The organism is Micromonospora sp. NPDC126480 (assembly GCF_040302465.1).
GTDB lineage: Bacteria > Actinomycetota > Actinomycetes > Mycobacteriales > Micromonosporaceae > Micromonospora.
The window spans coordinates 21,529-38,893 of sequence record NZ_JBEORU010000023.1 but is presented as its reverse complement, the minus strand read 5'-3'; the positions used below and the strand labels follow the sequence as shown (position 1 = coordinate 38,893).

Here is a 17,365-nt window from a genome sequence, read left to right as displayed (position 1 = left end):
GCCCGGCCGGAGCCGCCCGCGCGGCACGCCTCCGCGGAACAGCCCCCCGGTCCGGCGTCCCGTTGGGCCGCGCCCGGGCTGCCGACCTCGGCGCCGCCCGCCGTCCAGATCCCACCGGTCGGCACGGCCGCGAGCGGCTTCGAGGTGCCGCCCGGGTTCCACGCCCCGACCGGCGAGCGGGCGTCCGAGCCCCCGCCGGCCCGGGAGGAGCCGCGCGGCTGGGACCGGCCGTTCCCGCCCGAGCCGGCGCCGCGCCGGTACCCGGCCGAGCCGGCGGTCCCCGACCCGTTCCCGGCCACGCCCGGAGACGGCGCCGCCCGCACCGCTGACGCCGCCCACGGCGACCGCCCCTTCGCCGGGCAGCGGCCCGACGCGCCCCGGCCCGCCGCCGACACCGCCGCCGGCGGGGAGCCGGCGTACGACGAACGGCCGGCCGCCCCTCGGTGGGCACCCGGCGACGGGGCCGACCGCGGTCCCGGCGCCGTCGAGAACGCCGACGGGGCCCCCGCCGCGTCCGGCGCGCCGGACCGCCCGGCGGAACCCGGCTCGGCGCCGGTGGTCGACCGGCGCGCGTCGCTCCCCGAGCCGGACTGGTCCGGCCCGAACTGGAACCGCCCGAGCTGGGGCCACGAGTGGGCACCCCCCTGGGCCCGGGTCGAGCCGGAGGCCGCCGGCCGGCGGGCCCGGGACGACGCCGACCAGTCCGGGCGCGGCTCGCACGGGGAACCGGAGCCGTCGGGCCGCCGCGCCCGGGACGAGTCCGAGCCGACCGAACGGGACTCCGCCGGCGAGCGGTGGGCGCCACCCGGGCGCCGGTCCCGTCCGGAGACCGACCCGGCCGAGGCCGGCGAGGGCCGCCGGGCCCGGGACGAGCGCCCCACCTGGGCGGCCGAGCCGCAGCGGGCGTACGAGCCGGTGCGCACCGAGCCGCCGCCCGCGCCCGCCGAGCCGGGCCGCCGCGCCGACATCCGACCGGCGTACGAGCCGTCCGCCGAGGCGGCCAGCCGGAATTCCACGGTTCCGGGAACCGACCGGCCGGCCTGGACCGGCGAACCCCGCTCCGCGGTACCGGCCCCGGCGCCCGCGCCGGCTGCCACCACCGCACGCGAGACCGGCGAGGCCCCGCAGGAGAGCCATCGACCATTCCGGCTGCGTCCGGAGAATCCCGCCGTCACGGACCCGGTCGGCGGCACGCCCGCCTCCGGTCCCACCTCCAGCGGTCCCGCCACGAGCGCCGCCGCCGGCGTCGACCGCATCCCGTCCGCGCCCGCTCCGACGAGCGCACCCCCCTACGCGGCCCGCCGATCCGCCCCCGAACCGGCACCGACGGCCGAGCCGGCCGACGCCGACCGGCTGCCGGATCCAGCGGCGGTGTTGCCGCAGCGCGTCCCCGCCGAGCCGGACGTGCCCGTAGTGCCGGAGCCGCCAGCCGTGGAGCCACCCGCCGAGACCCCGGAACTCGCCCGTATCGCCACCCACCTGCGCCGGGACGACGAGCCCGCCCCGCTGCACGCCCGCCCGGAGGGCTTCGACGTCGCCGCCATCCTCGCCGCCGTACGCGGGGTGGCCGGCGTCCGCGACGCCGAGCTGCGCCGCACTCCCGCCGGCGCGCACAGCCTCCGGCTGGACCTCGCCGACGGCGCCGACGCCGCCGAGGTGAGCCGGCACGTCGCGCGGCTGCTCCAGGAGCGGATGGGCCTCGCGGCCGCCCCGCAGAACCTGCCCGGCCTGCCCGCTGAGCCGACGCCGCCCGTCCGGCGGCGGGCGGCCGAGCCGGCCGGCGGCGAGCCCCGGCCCGCCGAGGGGAGATCGGGCGTCGAGCCCCGGCCGCCGGCCGCGCGGCCGGACGCGCTGCCGTCACGCGGCGAACGCCGGGACACGTCCGCGCCGGAGACGCCGCGCCGCCGGCGGCAGTCCGCTGGGCCGCACCGCGGTCGGGCCACCGTGGACGGTTCCGCGGTCCCGGTCGGGCCCGGGGCCACCGGCAGCCCGGCGACGCTCGGCGCGTCGTACACCGGGGGGCAGGTGACCACCACCGAGACGGCGCCGTCCCGCCCGCTCGACACCGGCGGCCGGCCGGGGCCGCGGGTGGTCCTCGACCACGTGCAGGTGAGCACGTTCGGCCTCGACGCCACCGTCGAGGTGCGCCTGGTCTCCGCCGGCTCGCCCGCGGCCGGGTACGCGACCGGGCCCGCCGTCGACGGGTACGTGCTGCGCCTGTGCGCGGTGGCCGCCGCGGCCGCCGTGGACGAGCTGCTGCGCGCCCCGGGGCCGGAGCCGGACCGCGGGCGCTGCTTCGTCGAGCACGCCGCCGTGGTCCCGTTCGGCAACTGCGAGGTGGCCACGGTCGTGGTCCTGCTTGTCTGTGACGGCTGGGTCGAGCAGCTCGCCGGCTCGGCGCTGGTCGCCGGCGACCCCCGGCAGGCCGTGGTCCGGGCGACCCTGGCCGCGGTCAACCGCCGTCTCGAGGCGCTGCTCGCCTGATCCGTGCGGTGCGGGACGACCTGCCGACCCGCGCCGCCCCGGGCAGACTGGAGTCATGAAGCGAGCCATTCTCTGCCCGGACGGCCTGCTTCCCCCGCACTCCGTCCCACCTCCCTGGCCCGGCCGGGGGGTACGCCTGGACGGCACCGTCACGTACGTCCGGGAGACACCGGCGACCGCGCCCGGCGCCGAGCCGGCGCTCTACGTGCACGGCCTCGGCGGGTCGTCGCAGAACTGGACCGACCTGGCCGGCCTGCTCGCCCACCGGCTGGACGGACAGGCCATCGACCTGCCCGGTTTCGGGCGCAGCGAGCCGGGGCGGCGTTACACGATCCCGTCGTTCGCCGAGCGGGTGATCCGCTGGATCGAGCACGCCGACCGCGGGCCGGTGCACCTGTTCGGCAACTCGCTCGGCGGCGCGATCTCGGTGCAGGTGGCGGCGCTGCGGCCGGACCTGGTCCGTACCCTCACGCTGATCTCGCCGGCCCTGCCCTTCCTCGATTTCCGGCGGTCGTTGCAGGGCCGGATGCTGCCGCTGCTGGCGATCCCCCGTGGCGAGCGGCTGGCCGCCTGGCGGCTGGCCCAGCTCGCGCCGGAGGTGATGGCCCAGCAGGTGATGGAGGCGTGCGTCGCGGACCTCAGCCGGATCTGCCCGCAGCGCCGGCGGGAGGCGCTGGAGGAGATCCGGGTCCGCTACGAGGCCGCGCACTACGCCGCGGCGTACGTGCGCACGTTCCGCGGCCTGGTCGCCAGCTTCCTGCGGTCGTACCTGCCCGGCTCGGGGTCGCTGTGGCGGCTGGCCGGCGCGGTCGGTGCGCCCACGCTTGTGATCGGCGGGCGGGCCGATCGCCTGGTGGACGTGCGGGTCGCACCACAGACCGCGCGGGTCATCCCGGACAGCCGGCTGCTGCTGCTTAACGGGGTCGGTCACGTGGCCCAGCTGGAGGTTCCGCGCCTGGTCGCGCGCGCCGTGCTGCCGCTGCTCACCGAAACGGTGGACGGCGCGAGGCGGCCCGACATGGCAGGCTGAGCGGGATGCCCCCCGCCCGGAACGCCCCTGCCAACGCCTCGACGCACCGTCGTACCTCAGCTCCGGCCGCTCGGAGTGCCGACGGCCGCGCCGTTGTTCCGCAGCCGCTCCGGCCCGGGGGCCGGGCCGCGGTGCCGGCACCGGTCCGGTCCGGCGGCCCGGTGCCCGCTCCCCGCGCGGGTGCGGCGCGGTCCGCCGACGTCCGGGGCCGGCACCGTCCCCGGCGCAACCGCGCGCGCCGGGTGGTGGAGGCGATGACGCTCGTCCTGGCGGTCGTCGCGGCGGTGGCGGTGGTGCTCGACGAGCGCGGCGGCGACGTCGGCGCGGAGGCGGTCGCGGTCGAACCGTCGCCGTCGCCGTCGCCGACCTCCGCCGCGCCAAGCGTGTCCCCGTCCGCCTCCGCGGTGCCGGCGACGCCGTCGGCGCCCCCGGTGCTCCGGGTCGCCGGGCCGGTGCCGTCGGCCGGGCGGGGCACCTTCGGGTACGACGACCGGACCGGGCCGGTGCTGGGGGAGGCCGGTACGCTGCGCCGCTACCGGGTCGCCGTGGAGACCGGGGCGGAGGAGGATCCGGGTGAGTTCGGCGCCGCGGTGGAAGCGGCGCTCGCCGGGCCGGGGAGCTGGGTGGACGGCGGCCGGCTGCGGCTGCAGCAGGTGCCGGAGGGCTCCGCCCACGACTTCACGGTCTACCTGGCCACCGCCCGGACGGCGGGGCGGATGTGCCTGGCCGGCGGGGTGAACATCCAGGTCGGAGGGCGGCCGTACACCTCGTGCCGGGCACCCGGCAAGGTGATCATCAATCTGGACCGCTGGCGGCTGTCCGTCCCGCACTTCGTGGCGCTGAAGGTGCCGCTGTCGGTGTACCGGCTGTACGTGGTGAACCACGAGGTCGGCCACCAGTTGGGCAACCGGCACGAGCGCTGCCCGGGGCGGGGCCGGCCGGCGCCGGTGATGATGCAGCAGACGCTCTTCCTGGACGGGTGCGTCGCCAACCCCTGGCCGTACCGGGACGGGCGGCGGTACTCCGGCCCGCCGGTCTGAGATCAACCGGTCGGTGCGTTCAGTCATCTACTGCGGTGCAGTGACCGATTGCTCTGCGATGCTGGCGACATGTCCAGCTCGTCCCCTCCCGGCCGGCGACGGCACGTCCCGCTGATCGTCGCGGTGCTGCTGATCGCCGCGGTGCTGCTGCTCGCCGCGACCGGAGCGGTGACGCTGACCAGGGCCGGCGACCGACCGCACGCACCGCCGGGCCGCACCGCGTACGGGGCGGTCGACCGGCCGCAGGCCGCCGCCTACCCGAGGACCGGGTCGGGCAGCTTCGCCACCGCCGCCGGTGACACCGACGTACGCGGCGACGACGGGCCACTGCACCGGTACCGGGTCGCCGTGGAGCGGGGTGCCGGGCAGGACCCGGCCGCCGTCGCCGCGGCCGTCGACGCGGCGCTCGGCGACCCCCGCAGCTGGATCGGCTCCGGCGAGCTGCGCGTACAGCGGGTCGAGGACGTCGATCTCGCCGACTTCACCGTCTACCTGGCCACCCCGGACACGTCGGAGCGAATGTGCGCGGAGGGCGGCCTGCACACCGAGGGCTACACCTCGTGCCGGCTCCCGGGTCAGGTGATCATCAACCTGGCGCGCTGGATGGAGGCGGTGCCCGACTACGGGGCGCCGGTGGCCGTCTACCGCACCTACGTGATCAACCACGAGGTCGGGCACGAGTTCGGGGAGTGGCACGAGACCTGCCCGGGACCCGGCCTGCCCGCGCCGGTCATGCAGCAGCAGACGTACGGTTTGGACGGCTGCGTCGCCAACCCCTGGCCGTACCTGGACGGGCGGCGGTACGCGGGCGAGCCCGTGCCCGGGACCTGACCGGGCCTATTCCCGCTCCCGCAGTTCGGGCGACGTGTCCCTCCTCATGGCCGATCGGCCGCCGGGCGAGCGACAATGGCGCGGTTCCCACCGCCGATCCCGGGGAGTCCACCGTGTCGCTGCCCCCGCTCGTCGAGCCCGCCGCCGAGCTGACCGTTGACGAGATCCGCCGCTACTCGCGTCACCTGATCATTCCCGACGTCGGCGTCGAGGGTCAGAAGCGGCTGAAGAACGCCCGGGTGCTCTGCGTCGGCGCCGGTGGCCTCGGCTCGCCGGCGCTGCTCTACCTCGCCGCCGCCGGGGTGGGCACGCTCGGCATCATCGACTTCGACACCGTCGACGAGTCCAACCTCCAGCGTCAGGTCATCCACGGCGTCTCCGACGTCGGCCGCCCGAAGGCGGAGTCGGCCGCGGCGAGCATCCGCGAGATCAACCCGCTGGTCAACGTGGAGATCCACAACACCTCGCTGGACCGGGACAACGTCCGCGAGATCTTCGCCCGGTACGACCTGATCGTCGACGGCACCGACAACTTCGCCACCCGGTACATGGTCAACGACGCGGCCGTGCTGCTCGGCAAGCCGTACGTCTGGGGTTCGATCTACCGGTTCGACGGCCAGGCGTCGGTGTTCTGGGCCGAGCACGGCCCCTGCTACCGCTGCCTCTACCCGGAGCCCCCGCCGCCCGGCATGGTCCCCTCCTGCGCCGAGGGAGGCGTGCTCGGCGTGCTCTGCGCGTCGATCGGCTCGATCCAGGTGAACGAGGCGATCAAGCTGCTCACCGGCATCGGCGAGCCGCTGGTCGGCCGTCTCATGGTCTACGACGCCCTGGAGATGAGCTACCGCAAGATCAAGGTGCGGAAGGACCCGAACTGCGTCCTCTGCGGCGAGAACCCGACCGTCACCGACCTGCTGGAGGACTACGAGGACTTCTGCGGCGCGGTGTCGGTGGAGGCCCAGGAGGCGGTGGTCGACGCGACGATCACCGCGCTGGAGCTGAAGGAGTGGCAGGACGCCGGCAAGGACATCTTCCTGGTCGACGTCCGGGAGCCGGCCGAGTACGAGATCGTGCGCATCCCCGGGGCCACGCTGATCCCCAAGGGGGAGATCATCTCCGGGGAGGCGCTGGCGCGGCTCCCGCAGGACAAGCAGATCGTGCTGCACTGCAAGTCCGGCGTCCGCTCCGCCGAGGCGCTCGCCGCGCTGAAGGCGGCCGGCTTCCGGGACGCCGTGCACGTGCAGGGCGGCGTGCTCTCCTGGATCAAGCAGATCGACCCGTCCCTCCCCGCGTACTGAGGTAAGGAAGGGCCCCTTCTTAACGCCTCCGGTAGAGGAGGGGCCCCTTCTTAACACGTCCCGTGCTTGTTCGCAGGGGTGGCGTCGGGTGGCCGATTCACCGAGGCGAAGTCACGTTTGCACAGGTAGCGTGTCCGCCGTGGTGGACATGGACGCCGCGATCGGCTTCGTGGTGGCGCACGGCGACGTGGTCGACCGCGCCCGGCTCTCCCGGCTGCGCACCGGCACGTCGCCGACGGAGGACGTACTCGAGGTCGCCGAGGGCGGCCAGTTGCCGGACGGCGGCTGGCCCGCGTACCTCGAGGGGAAGGTGGCGTCCGTCGACGCCACCTGCTTCCGCCTCGCGGAGCTGGACGACCTCGGCGCCATCGGCCGGCCCGCGGCCCGGCGCGCGCTGGACTGGCTCGCCTTCCGGCAGCTGCCCGACGGCGGCTGGGAGGAGGACGCCGCGCTGGCGGAGACCGCCCCCGAGTGGGCCCGGCCGGGCGACCCGGAGGCCGGCTTCTACCTGACCGCGAATGCGGCGTTCTGGTTGACCGTCGCCGGGCTCGACGCGCGGGCCGCCGGGCCGCTGGACCACCGGGTCGGCGGGGTGTACGCGGGCGTGGTGCACGCCGCCGCGCTCTCCCTGGTGGCCCGGCTGAACCCGGACGGGACGTGGCCGTCGTTCCTCGCCGCCGGTTGGTTGAGCGCGGCGGTGCTGTTCCGCCAGGAGATGTTCCAGGAGTCCGCGCGGATCCAGGTGGCGCTCGCCGAGCGGATCGCGGACATGTCCCCGACCGACGTGGCGTGGCTGGCCGCGACGCTGCGCCGGGTCGGCGTCGACGAGCAGGACTGGACCCTGGTCCGCGCCCGCCGCCGGCTGGCCGAGACGCAGCGCAGCGACGGTGGCTGGGAGAGCGACGACGGGCACCAGTTCGACGTGCACGCGACTCTCACGGCGATCCGCGCCTGCCGCTGACGCCCGCCCGGCGGGGTGTTAACAAGGGGCCCCTCCTATACGCCAGGCGTTAACAAGGGACCCTTCCTTTCACCTGAGGTGGCCGTCGCCGGTGACCACGTACTTCGTGCTGGTCAGCTCCGGGAGCCCCATCGGGCCGCGGGCGTGCAGTTTCTGGGTGGAGATGCCGATCTCCGCGCCGAAGCCGAACTCGCCGCCGTCGGTGAACCGGGTGGAGGCGTTCACCATCACCGCCGCCGAGTCCACCCGGGCCACGAACTCCCGGGCGGCGGCTTGGGAGTCGGTGACGATCGCCTCGGTGTGCCCCGTGCCGTACCGCCGGATGTGCGCGACCGCCGCGTCCAGCGAGTCGACGACGGCGACCGAGATGTCGGCCGACAGGTACTCGGTGGCGAAGTCCTCGTCGGTCGCCGGCACGACCGCGTCGGAGAACGCGGCCACCCGGGCGTCGCCGTGCACGGTCACCCCGGCCTCCGCGAACGCGGCAAGCATCGGCGGCAGGAACGCGTCCGCGGCGGCGGCGTGGACCAGCAGCGACTCGGCGGTGTTGCAGGTCGACAGGCGCTGCGTCTTGGCGTTCAGCGTGACCGCGACGGCCTTCGGGACGTCCGCGGCGGCGTCGACGTAGACGTGGCAGTTGCCCACGCCGGTCTCGATGACCGGGACCGTCGACTCCTCGACCACGGTGCGGATGAGTGACGCGCCGCCACGCGGGATCAGCACGTCGACCAGGCCCCGGGCCCGCATCAGCTCCTTGACCGAGTCGCGCGTGGAGGCGTCGAGCAGCTGCACGGCGTCCGCCGGCAGGCCGGCGTCGGCGACCGCGTCGCGCAGCACGGCGACCAGCGCCGCGTTCGAGTTCGCGGCGGTCGAGGAGCCGCGCAGGAGTGCGGCGTTGCCGGACTTCAGGCAGATGCCGGCGGCGTCCACGGTGACGTTGGGCCGGCCCTCGTAGATGATGCCGACCACCCCGAACGGCACCCGGATCTGGCGCAGCTCCAGGCCGTTCGGCAGGGTCGAGCCCCGGACGACCTCGCCGACCGGGTCGGGCAGCGCGGCCATCTGGCGCAGCGCGTCGGCGATGCCGGCCACTCGCGCCTCGTCGAGGGCGAGCCGGTCGAGGACCGCCGCGCTCAGCCCGGCCGCGCGTCCGGCCGCCAGGTCCGCGCCGTTCGCGGCCAGGATCTCCGGGGTACGCGCCACCAGCGCGTCGGCCATCGCATGAAGCGCGGCGTCCTTGACGGTACGCGTGGCGACCGCCAGGGTCTCCGCCGCCGTCCGGGCCCGCCGTGCCTGCTCGACGACGCTCATCCTGCACTCCTCGGTGTTAGGAGGGGTCCCTTGTACAACGCCCGGCGTTAACAAGGGGCCCCTGCTTACAACAGCACCAGGTCGTCGCGGTGGACGACCTCTCGTTCGTACGCCGGGCCGAGGGACGCGGCGAGTTCCGCCGTGGAGCGGCCGAGCAGGCCCGGCAGTTCCACCGCGTCGTAGTTGACCAGCCCGCGCGCGACCGGCGCGCCCTCGGTGTTCACCAGGTCGACCGGGTCGCCGGCGGTGAACGTCCCGTCCACGGCGGTGATCCCGGCGGGCAGCAGTGACTTGCGCCGCCCCACCACCGCCTGCACCGCGCCCGGGTCCAGGTGCAGCCGGCCCCGGGGCGAGGTGGCGTGGGCGAGCCAGAACAGGCGGGCGGCGGGACGCCGCCGGCTGGGGTGGAAGAGGGTGCCGACCGGTTTCCCGGCCAGCGCCTCGGTGGCCAGCCCGGCGGAGGTGAGGACGACCGGAATGCCGAAGCCGGTGGCGATGCGGGCGGCCTCCACCTTGGTGACCATGCCGCCGGTGCCGACGCCGGCCCGCCCGATGCCGCCGATGGTCACCCCGGCCAGGTCCCGCTCGTCGCGGACCTCGCTGATCGGCACCGAACCCGGGCGGGCGGGGTCGCCGGTCCAGAGCGCGTCGACGTCGGAGAGCAGGACCAGCAGGTCGGCGTGGACCAGCGCGGCCACCAGGGCGGCGAGGCGGTCGTTGTCACCGAACCTGATCTCCTCGGTGGCGACCGTGTCGTTCTCGTTGACGATGGGCACCGCGCGCAGGTCGAGCAGCTTGCGCAGGGTCCGGTACGCGTTGCGGTAGTGCGCCCGCCGGGTCACGTCGTCGACGGTGAGCAGCACCTGGCCGACGGTGAGCCGGTGCCGGGCGAAGGCCGCCGCGTACCGGCCGATCAGCAGGCCCTGCCCGACGCTGGCGGCGGCCTGCTGGGTGGCCAGGTCGCGGGGGCGACGGGCCAGCCCGAGCGGGGCGAGCCCGGCGGCGATCGCGCCGGAGGAGACCAGCACGACTTCCCGGCCCTGGTCGGCGAGGTCGGCGAGGGTCTCCACGAGGACGTCGACCCGCTCGTCGTCCAGGCCGCCCGCCGCGGTGGTCAACGAGGAGGATCCGATCTTGACGACCACCCGCCGGGCCGCCGTCACCATGTCGCGCACCCGCCCATTCTGCGTGGTCGCTCCGGCGGCGCCCGGCCGCGTTCCCATATCGTGGCGGGTCGTGGGACCCGAGGAGTACGTAGAGGCGGTACTGGAACTGGTCGAGCGGATCCCGCCCGGCCGGGTGATGTCGTACGGGGCGGTGGCCGACGCGCTCGCCGAGCGTTCGGGGCGGACGTCCGCCCGGCTGGTCGGCTCGATCATGGCCCGGCACGGTGGTGGGGTGCCCTGGCACCGGGTGGTGACCTCCGCCGGACGGCTGCCGCCGGGTCACGAGCGGAAGGCGCGGGCCCGGCTGGTCGCCGAGGGGACGCCGTTGCGCGGCGACGGCGTGGACATGCGGGCGGCGAGTTGGTCGCCGGAAGAGGGGATGTGACCCCCGCCATAACGTGAGTAACATTCGGCACCATGGACGCGCCGCCGGCTGGAACCGGCCCGACCGCCGCCGGCTCGTCCGGCGCCCCCGCCGCGTCCACCGACCCCACGGCGACGTCCGCACCGCCGGCCCGACCCGTACCGACCGGGGCGCTGCCCCGTCGGGTGCACGGCGGGTACGCGCTCGGCTCGTTCGCCACCGGCGCCTTCGGCACCGTGCCGGGGCTGCTCCTGCTGCCGTACCTGACCGACACGCTGGGCGTGGCGGCCGGCGTGGCGGCCCTGCTCGTGCTGCTGCCGAAGGCGTGGGACGTGCTTGTCAACCCGGTCGCCGGCCGGATCTCCGACCGCACCCGCTCGCGATGGGGCGCCCGCCGGCCGTACCTGCTGGGCGCCGGCCTGGCGCTCGGCGTCCTCTTCGCGGCCATCTTCGCCGCGCCGTTCGGCAGCGGTCCGGCGGCCGGGCTGTACGTGGCGCTGGCGTTCCTCGCCACCGCCACCGCGTTCGCCTTCTTCCAGGTCCCGTACGTGGCGATGCCGGCCGAGCTGACCGGCGACTACGCGGAACGTACCCGGCTGATGACCTGGCGGATCGCGGTGCTGGCGTTGGCCATCCTGGTTTCCGGCGCGGTGGCCCCGCTGGTCCGGGACGCGGGTGGCGGCGGCCTCGCGGGGCACCGCTGGATGGGGCTCTTCGTCGCCGGGCTGATCGTGCTCGGAGCGGTCGGCGCGTTCCTCGGCACCCGCTCCGCGCCGGTCGACATGGTGGGCGAGAGCGAGCCGACGCTGCGGGCGCAGCTCGCAATCGCGGGGCGCAACCGGGCGTTCCGGGCGCTGCTGGTCTGCTTCGTGATCCAGTCCGCCGGGGTGGCGACGATCCTGGCCGGGGTGGACTACTTCGCCACCCAGATCCTCGGCGACCCGGAGGGCGGGCCGACCGTCCTGTTCGTCTGCTTCGTCGGGCCGGCGCTGCTGGTGATGCCGCTGTGGAGCCGGGTCGGCCGGCGGTTCGGCAAGCTCGCCGGCCTGGTCGCCGCGTCGTTGATCTTCGCCGCCGGCGCGCTGGCCCTGGTCGCCGCGCAGGTGCTCCCGGCCGTCGGGATCTACCTGCTTGTCGCCCTGATCGGTGTCGGCTACGCCGGCCAGCAGGTCTTCGCCCTCGCCATGCTCCCGGACTGCATCGCGTACGACGAGGCGCGCACCGGCCGGCGGCAGGCCGGGGTGTTCACCGGCCTGTGGACGGCGGGGGAGACGTTCGGCCTGGCGCTGGGGCCGGGCATCTTCGGGCTCGTGCTCCAGTTCTCCGGCTACGTCTCCTCCGCCACCGGCGCGGCGGCGAACCAGCCGGACAGCGCCCGCCTCGGCATCCTCCTCGGGTTCACGGTCCTCCCGGCCCTCCTGGTCGCGGCGGCCACCGTCCTCCTCCGCCCCTACAACCTGACCCCCACCCCCACCCCCGGCGATCATGGAGTTGTGGTGGGGACGAAAGCCGCTGAGAACCACGGAAAGGGCACCACAACTCCATGATCGACGAGAGTGGGGTTCCCGCTGAGCGGGTGCTCCAGGAGATCCAGGCGCTGCGGGGGGCGGATCGGCCGACGCACGGCGGGCGGCTGTTCGCGTACGTCTACGACCCGGCGGTGCCCGGGCTGGACGAGCTGACCACCGCTGCCCACGCGATGAGCGCCTACGTCAACGGGCTCGACCCGACCGCCTTCCCGTCCCTGCTCGCGATGGAGAACGCGCTGGTCGGCGCCGCCGCGCGGTTGCTCGGCGGTGGGCCGGGCACCGCCGCGCCGGACGTGGTGGGCAGCGTCACCAGCGGCGGCACCGAGTCATTGATCCTCGCGGTGAAGTCGGCCCGCGACGCCCATCCGGAGATCACCGAACCCCGGATCGTCGTGCCGGCCAGCGCGCACGCCGCGTTCGCCAAGGCCGGCCACTATCTGCGGGTGGCCGTGGACCCGGTGCCGGTGTCGGCGGAGACGCTGCGGCCCGACCCGGCCGCCGTCGCCGCCGCGATCCGTCCGGAGACCGTGCTTGTCGCCGCCTCCGCGCCGTCGTACGCGCACGGCGTCGTCGACCCGGTGGCGGAGATCGCCGCGGTCGCCGCCCGGGCCGGGGTGCGCTGCCACGTCGACGCGTGCTTCGGCGGCTGGACCCTGCCCTGGCTGCGCCGCCTCGGCGAACCGGTGCCGCCGTTCGACTTCGCCGTGCCCGGGGTCACCTCGATCTCGGTCGACCTGCACAAGTACGCGTACGCCCCGAAGGGCGTCTCGGTCCTGCTGCACCGCGACGCGGCGCTGCGGGCGCCGCAGTACTTCGCGTACGCCGACTGGCCCGGCTACACGATGATCAACCCGGTCATCGCCTCGACCCGCTCCGGCGGGCCGATCGCCGCCGCGTACGCCACCCTGCGCCACCTCGGCGAGGACGGGTACCTCCGGCTGGCGCGGCTCACCCGGGACGCGGTGGCCGGGCTGGCGGACGCCGTGCGGGGCGTGCCCGGACTGCGGCTGATGGCCGAGCCGGAGTCCAGCGTGGTCTGCTTCACCAGCACCGATCCGGAGCTGGACCTGTTCGTGCTCGTCGACGAGCTGGCCGCCCGGGGCTGGCACACCCAGCCGCAGCTGTCGTACGCCGACCTGCCGCCGAGCGTGCACCTCACCGTCACCGCCTCGGTCGCGCCGCAGGTGCCCGCGTTCGCTCCGGACCTGGCCGAGGCCGTCGCGGCGACCCGGGCGGCCGGACCGGTCCGGCTCCCCGCGGAGCTGCTCGCCCTCGCCGGCTCGCTGACGCCCGAGGCGCTCACCCCGGACCTGGTCGCCGGCCTGGCCGCCGGTCTCGGTCTCGGCGCCGGGGGCGGCGCGACACTCCCGGAGCGGATGGCGACCGTGAACACGCTCCTCGACACCGCCCCGCCGGCCCTGCGGGAGCGGCTCCTGGTGGAGTTCGTCGGGCTGCTCCAGCGACCGACCTTCTGATGCCGCGGTAGGCGGCCGCAGGTGACGTGGCGACCCGGGAGCCGGGTCGCCACGTCGTCAGCCCGCCGTGCGCAGCTCGACCTGGTTGTCCTTCCGCTGCAGGTCGTCCCACCACCGTTCCTGCTTGTCGTAGTGGACGACCCGCAGGGCCGGCGGCCCGGCGCCGGCCAGCGCGTCGTACCGGAACACGAACGTGTAGGTCCTCCGCTCGCCGGCCGGCAGGCCGTCCAGGACGCAGCTCTCCGATCCGTCCGACCGCACCGCGCGGCAGCGGTCGAGGTCGCCGCCGGCGGGCTCGCCGATCGTGAAGAAGTCGGTGAACCCGAGCCACGGCACGTCCACCGGCCCCTCGTTCGTCACGGTGACGGTCACCGTGGCGGTCCGGTCGCCGTTCGCGTCCGACGGTCCGAGGACCAGGTCGCCCGCGGTCAGGGTGAGGTCGGTCAGCCGCGGGTCGACACCGAAGGCGGTCGGCCCCGCGGTCTGCTCGAACCGGTCGGCGGTCCAGGCGTACGTCCGCCACTGCCGTTGCGGGGACCACACCGGTGTGCCGCAGCAGGGCTGCACGTCGGCCACGTACGCCCGGACCTTCCCGTCGGCCGGCACGGAGAAGTCGGTGATGTCGTCCATCCCTTCCCGGGTGCCGACCACCTGGCCCAGGGTGGTGATGCGGCCGGCGGCGTCCCGGTCGAAGGCCACCACCTGCTTCGCCGACGCCTCGCCGAAGCGGCAGGCGACCAGCACCACCGTCTCGGTGGCCCCGTCGCCGTCGAGGTCGCCGTGGCGGGGCCCGTCCAGCAGGGTCGGCACGGCGTCGTCCTGCGGTCCCGACCGGAGGCGGACGTCGTCGGTGGCGCAGGAGTCCGGAACGTGGTCGGGCCAGGCCGGCAGGTCGAGCCGGGCGGCGAGCAGCTGCGCCCGGGTGATCCGGCCGTCGGGCGCGGCCGGGGTCGGGCTCGCCGTGCTCGACGGGGTCGTGGTCGGCGAGCCGGTCGTCCCCGATGGGGTCGGGCTGCCGGTCCGCGCCGGCCCGGGTGCCGGATCGGGCCGGTGCAGCGCGGCGGTCGCCCCCACCGGGACCGCCACGGCGAGCACCACGGCCGCCGCGGTGACCACCGCCGCGCGCCGGCGCCGCCGCCGGACGGTCTCCCGGACGGCGGCCGTCCCGGCCGGGTGCACCACCGGGGCGTACGCCTCACGGAACGCCGCGAACTCGCCGTCGACCAGGATGTCCTCGGGTTCAGTCATGGTGGTTCACCTCCGTGGTGGGAGCCAACTGGGCCGCCAGCGCGGCCCGGCCCCGGTGCAGCCAGGACTTGACGGTGCCCTCCGCCACACCCTCCTGTTCCGCGATCTGTGTGACGGTGAGGTCGGCCAGGTAGTGCAGCACCACCGCGCGCCGCTGGCCGGTCGGCAGCTGGGCCAGGGCGGCGATCAGCGCCACACGGTCCGGGCCCGGACCGGGCACGTGCTCCTCGCGCTGCCGGTGCAGCCACGACCGGGCGGTCCGCATCCGTCGCCAGCGGCTGGTGGCGAGGTTCCAGGCGACCCGGCGTACCCACGCCACCGGGTCGTCGTAACGCGACACCCGCGACCAGCGGGCGAACGCCCGGCAGAACGCCTCCTGTACCAGGTCCTGCGCCTGCGCCAGGTCGCCGCAGTACGCGGCGAGCTGGAGCGTCAGCGCCCGGAAGTGGGCGTGGTAGAGGCCGTCGAAGTCGATCCCGTCGGATCGGTGCAGCGCTGGCGTCCCCACCGCGGGTGGCGGCTCGTCGAGCCGTGGGTCCCTCGTCACCGTCATCGACCCTCCCCGTAGGCGCCGGCCACCGGCGCGACTGCCCGTCACACGCCCGGACGCCCGCCCCGGTTGCGCGGGCCGCCGTCCAGGACGCTGTGGTTGACTGTCAAGTCGAAAGACAGCGAGGGAGGCCCGAGGTGCAGTTGCCGGCGGTGCTGGGCGAGCCGATCCGGTTCGTGCTGAACTGGGGCCGCCGCTACTCGCTCTGGGTCTTCAACTTCGGCCTCGCCTGCTGCGCGATCGAGTTCATCGCCACCAGTATGAGCCGGCACGACTTCATGCGTCTCGGCGTGATCCCGTTCGCCCACGGCCCCCGGCAGGCCGACCTCATGGTGGTCTCCGGGACGGTCACCGACAAGATGGCGCCGGCGATCAAGCGCCTCTACGACCAGATGCCCGAGCCGAAGTACGTCATCTCGTTCGGCGCCTGCTCCAACTGCGGCGGTCCCTACTGGGACTCCTACTCGGTGACCAAGGGCGTCGACCAGCTCATCCCGGTCGACGTGTACGTGCCCGGCTGCCCGCCCCGGCCGGAGGCGCTGCTGCACGGCATCCTGCGCCTGCAGGAGAAGATCGCCGCCGAGGGGTCCGGCGTCGGCGGGGTCTCCCGCCCGGACGTGCTCGCCCCGCCGGTGACCGCGCCGCCGGCCGACGGGCTCGTGCCGCGCTCCACCGAGTCGCTCACCGCCCCGCCGGTCCGACCGCCCGCCTCGTCCTGACGGCCGACGGTACGGGTGGTGCGCGGGCGCTAGCGTGCCCACCATGATTCAATCCGCGGAGCGGCGTTCCGCCTTCCTCGTCGACGTGCTCACCGAGGAGTTCGGTGAGTCGATGGCGCTCGACCCGGCGGCGTTCCGCCGCAAGTTCCGCAAGATTGCGGCGTCGCCGTTCGCCTTCTGCCGGGGCAGCGCCGCGCTCTTCTACGCCGACCAGCGTGGCGACTTCGCCGACGACGAGTTCCTGGACGAGCGGACCAGCCGGGTGTGGATCCACGGCGACCTGCACGCGGAGAATTTCGGCACCTACATGAACGCCTCCGGGCAGCTCGTGTTCAACGTCAACGACTTCGACGAGGCGTACGTCGGCCCGTTCTCGTGGGACTTGAAGCGCTTCGCGGCGAGCGTGGCGCTGCTCGGCTACGCCAAGGCGCTCTCCGACGCCGCGATCAGCGACCTGGTCGGCGTGTTCGCCCGGTCGTACCTGGCCGAGCTGCGGGGCATCGCCACCGGCGGTGACGACGCGATCGGCTCGATCACGCTGGACACCGCCGACGGGGTGCTGCTGCGGGTGCTGCAGCAGGCCCGGCTCAACACCCGGGTCGATCTGCTGGCCACCCAGACCACCATCGACAACTACGAGCGGCGGTTCTCCCTGGGCGACGGGGTCTTCGAGATCGACCGGGACACGCGGGACAGGGTCTGCGCGGCCTACGAGGCGTACCTGTCCACGCGGCCACCGTCGGCCACCAAGCTGCGGCCGGTCGCCGCCCAGATCAAGGACGTGGTGCTCCGCAAGGGGGTGGGCATCGGCTCCGCCGGCCTGCCCTCGTACAACCTGTTGCTGGAGGGGCACACGCAGGCGCTGGAGAACGACGTCGTCCTCTACATGAAGCAGGCGCAGGTGCCGGCCGTGGCGCGGCACATCACGGACGGGACGGTCCGCGGCTACTTCCGGCACCAGGGGCACCGCACGGCGGAGTCGCAGCGGGCCCTGCAGGCGTACGCGGACCCGTGGCTGGGCTTCACCGAGCTGGACGGGGTGGGGCAGCTCGTCGCCGAGGTCTCCCCGTATGCCGCCGACCTGGACTGGGCCGACGTGAACGAGCCGGACGAGCTGGCCGGTGTCTTCGGCCACCTCGGCCACGCGGTCGCCCGGATGCACTCGGTGGCCGACGACGAGTCCAGCCACGACCTGGTCGACTACTCCACCGAGGAGGCGATCGTCGCCGCGGTGGGTGCGGACGCCGACCGCTTCGTCGCGTACCTCGTCGACTTCGCCCACGCGTACGGCGCCCGGACCCGGGCCGACCACCAGCTCTTCGTGGACGTGTTCCGCAACGGGCGGCTGCCCGGCATCTGAGC

The 17,365-nt window shown here is 75.0% G+C and carries 15 protein-coding genes; 11 read left to right on the top strand and 4 right to left on the bottom strand.

The annotated features are described in order from the left end of the window. Positions 1–555 precede the first annotated feature (555 nt). From ABTW87_RS20915 to ABTW87_RS20890, 6 genes are all read left to right on the top strand, one after another. Positions 556–2,484 carry a hypothetical protein gene (locus ABTW87_RS20915; RefSeq protein WP_502891624.1) on the top strand — a complete coding sequence of 643 codons (1,929 nt, stop codon included), beginning with the start codon at positions 556–558 and terminating at the stop codon, positions 2,482–2,484. 55 nt (positions 2,485–2,539) lie between these two features. After that, a complete protein-coding gene (locus ABTW87_RS20910; protein WP_350652525.1) occupies positions 2,540–3,514 on the top strand; it encodes an alpha/beta fold hydrolase in 975 nt (324 codons plus the stop codon). Between the two features lie 254 nt (positions 3,515–3,768). Next, positions 3,769–4,554 (top strand): DUF3152 domain-containing protein, encoded by a 786-nt coding sequence (locus ABTW87_RS20905; RefSeq protein ID WP_350652523.1) that lies wholly within the window; start codon positions 3,769–3,771, stop codon positions 4,552–4,554. A gap of 69 nt (positions 4,555–4,623) precedes the next feature. Next, positions 4,624–5,385 (top strand): DUF3152 domain-containing protein, encoded by a 762-nt coding sequence (locus ABTW87_RS20900; protein WP_350652521.1) that lies wholly within the window; start codon positions 4,624–4,626, stop codon positions 5,383–5,385. A gap of 113 nt (positions 5,386–5,498) precedes the next feature. Beyond that, positions 5,499–6,680: an adenylyltransferase/sulfurtransferase MoeZ gene (gene moeZ, locus ABTW87_RS20895; RefSeq protein WP_350652520.1), complete on the top strand. Its 1,182-nt coding sequence runs from the start codon at positions 5,499–5,501 to the stop codon at positions 6,678–6,680. A 148-nt stretch (positions 6,681–6,828) separates the two neighbouring features. Then, positions 6,829–7,641: a prenyltransferase/squalene oxidase repeat-containing protein gene (locus ABTW87_RS20890; protein ID WP_350652610.1), complete on the top strand. Its 813-nt coding sequence runs from the start codon at positions 6,829–6,831 to the stop codon at positions 7,639–7,641. A 69-nt stretch (positions 7,642–7,710) separates the two neighbouring features. On the opposite strand, the gene ABTW87_RS20885 is transcribed toward ABTW87_RS20890, so the two are convergent. Together ABTW87_RS20885 and proB are read right to left on the bottom strand one after the other, a co-directional pair. Further along, complete coding sequence (locus tag ABTW87_RS20885; protein WP_350652518.1) at positions 7,711–8,952, bottom strand: glutamate-5-semialdehyde dehydrogenase; 1,242 nt, start codon at positions 8,950–8,952, stop codon at positions 7,711–7,713. A 65-nt stretch (positions 8,953–9,017) separates the two neighbouring features. Continuing rightward, on the bottom strand, positions 9,018–10,175 hold the full coding sequence (gene proB / locus ABTW87_RS20880) for a glutamate 5-kinase (protein WP_350652517.1): 1,158 nt from the start codon (positions 10,173–10,175) through the stop codon (positions 9,018–9,020). Positions 10,176–10,188: 13 nt separating this feature from the next. Between proB and ABTW87_RS20875 the strand changes: the two genes are divergently transcribed. From ABTW87_RS20875 to ABTW87_RS20865, 3 genes are read left to right on the top strand one after another with little or no spacing between them, the layout of a single operon-like run. Beyond that, positions 10,189–10,503, top strand: a complete 315-nt coding sequence (locus ABTW87_RS20875; protein ID WP_350652515.1) for an MGMT family protein — start codon at positions 10,189–10,191, stop codon at positions 10,501–10,503. A 32-nt stretch (positions 10,504–10,535) separates the two neighbouring features. Further along, complete coding sequence (locus ABTW87_RS20870; RefSeq protein WP_350652514.1) at positions 10,536–12,029, top strand: MFS transporter; 1,494 nt, start codon at positions 10,536–10,538, stop codon at positions 12,027–12,029. After that, positions 12,026–13,486 carry a pyridoxal phosphate-dependent decarboxylase family protein gene (locus ABTW87_RS20865; protein WP_350652513.1) on the top strand — a complete coding sequence of 487 codons (1,461 nt, stop codon included), beginning with the start codon at positions 12,026–12,028 and terminating at the stop codon, positions 13,484–13,486. The genes ABTW87_RS20870 and ABTW87_RS20865 overlap by 4 nt, the downstream gene beginning before the upstream one ends. Before the next feature lie 57 nt (positions 13,487–13,543). Here ABTW87_RS20865 and ABTW87_RS20860 read toward each other — a convergent pair whose 3' ends face one another. Further along, a complete protein-coding gene (locus tag ABTW87_RS20860) occupies positions 13,544–14,734 on the bottom strand; it encodes a hypothetical protein (RefSeq protein WP_350652512.1) in 1,191 nt (396 codons plus the stop codon). Then, positions 14,727–15,287: a SigE family RNA polymerase sigma factor gene (locus ABTW87_RS20855; protein WP_350652510.1), complete on the bottom strand. Its 561-nt coding sequence runs from the start codon at positions 15,285–15,287 to the stop codon at positions 14,727–14,729. Before ABTW87_RS20855 ends, ABTW87_RS20860 begins: the two co-directional genes overlap by 8 nt. A 134-nt stretch (positions 15,288–15,421) precedes the next feature. Here ABTW87_RS20855 and ABTW87_RS20850 point away from each other — a divergent pair, with 134 nt between their 5' ends. After that, positions 15,422–16,003, top strand: a complete 582-nt coding sequence (locus ABTW87_RS20850) for an NADH-quinone oxidoreductase subunit B (RefSeq protein WP_350652509.1) — start codon at positions 15,422–15,424, stop codon at positions 16,001–16,003. Between the two features lie 43 nt (positions 16,004–16,046). Next, entirely contained in the window at positions 16,047–17,363 is a 1,317-nt protein-coding gene (locus tag ABTW87_RS20845) for a DUF2252 domain-containing protein (RefSeq protein ID WP_350652508.1), read from the top strand. Positions 17,364–17,365: the final 2 nt, after the last annotated feature.

What these genes read in the sequence shown, in the direction of transcription:
- ABTW87_RS20845 (WP_350652508.1), top strand. Translation starts at nt 16,047, where the DNA reads ATGATTCAATCCGCGGAGCGGCGTTCCGCCTTCCTCGTCGACGTGCTC.
- ABTW87_RS20860 (WP_350652512.1), bottom strand. Translation starts at nt 14,734, where the DNA reads ATGACTGAACCCGAGGACATCCTGGTCGACGGCGAGTTCGCGGCGTTC.
- ABTW87_RS20890 (WP_350652610.1), top strand. Translation starts at nt 6,829, where the DNA reads ATGGACGCCGCGATCGGCTTCGTGGTGGCGCACGGCGACGTGGTCGAC.
- ABTW87_RS20855 (WP_350652510.1), bottom strand. Translation starts at nt 15,287, where the DNA reads ATGACGGTGACGAGGGACCCACGGCTCGACGAGCCGCCACCCGCGGTG.
- ABTW87_RS20900 (WP_350652521.1), top strand. Translation starts at nt 4,624, where the DNA reads ATGTCCAGCTCGTCCCCTCCCGGCCGGCGACGGCACGTCCCGCTGATC.
- proB (WP_350652517.1), bottom strand. Translation starts at nt 10,175, where the DNA reads ATGGGAACGCGGCCGGGCGCCGCCGGAGCGACCACGCAGAATGGGCGG.
- ABTW87_RS20885 (WP_350652518.1), bottom strand. Translation starts at nt 8,952, where the DNA reads ATGAGCGTCGTCGAGCAGGCACGGCGGGCCCGGACGGCGGCGGAGACC.
- ABTW87_RS20865 (WP_350652513.1), top strand. Translation starts at nt 12,026, where the DNA reads ATGATCGACGAGAGTGGGGTTCCCGCTGAGCGGGTGCTCCAGGAGATC.
- ABTW87_RS20870 (WP_350652514.1), top strand. Translation starts at nt 10,536, where the DNA reads ATGGACGCGCCGCCGGCTGGAACCGGCCCGACCGCCGCCGGCTCGTCC.
- ABTW87_RS20905 (WP_350652523.1), top strand. Translation starts at nt 3,769, where the DNA reads ATGACGCTCGTCCTGGCGGTCGTCGCGGCGGTGGCGGTGGTGCTCGAC.
- ABTW87_RS20910 (WP_350652525.1), top strand. Translation starts at nt 2,540, where the DNA reads ATGAAGCGAGCCATTCTCTGCCCGGACGGCCTGCTTCCCCCGCACTCC.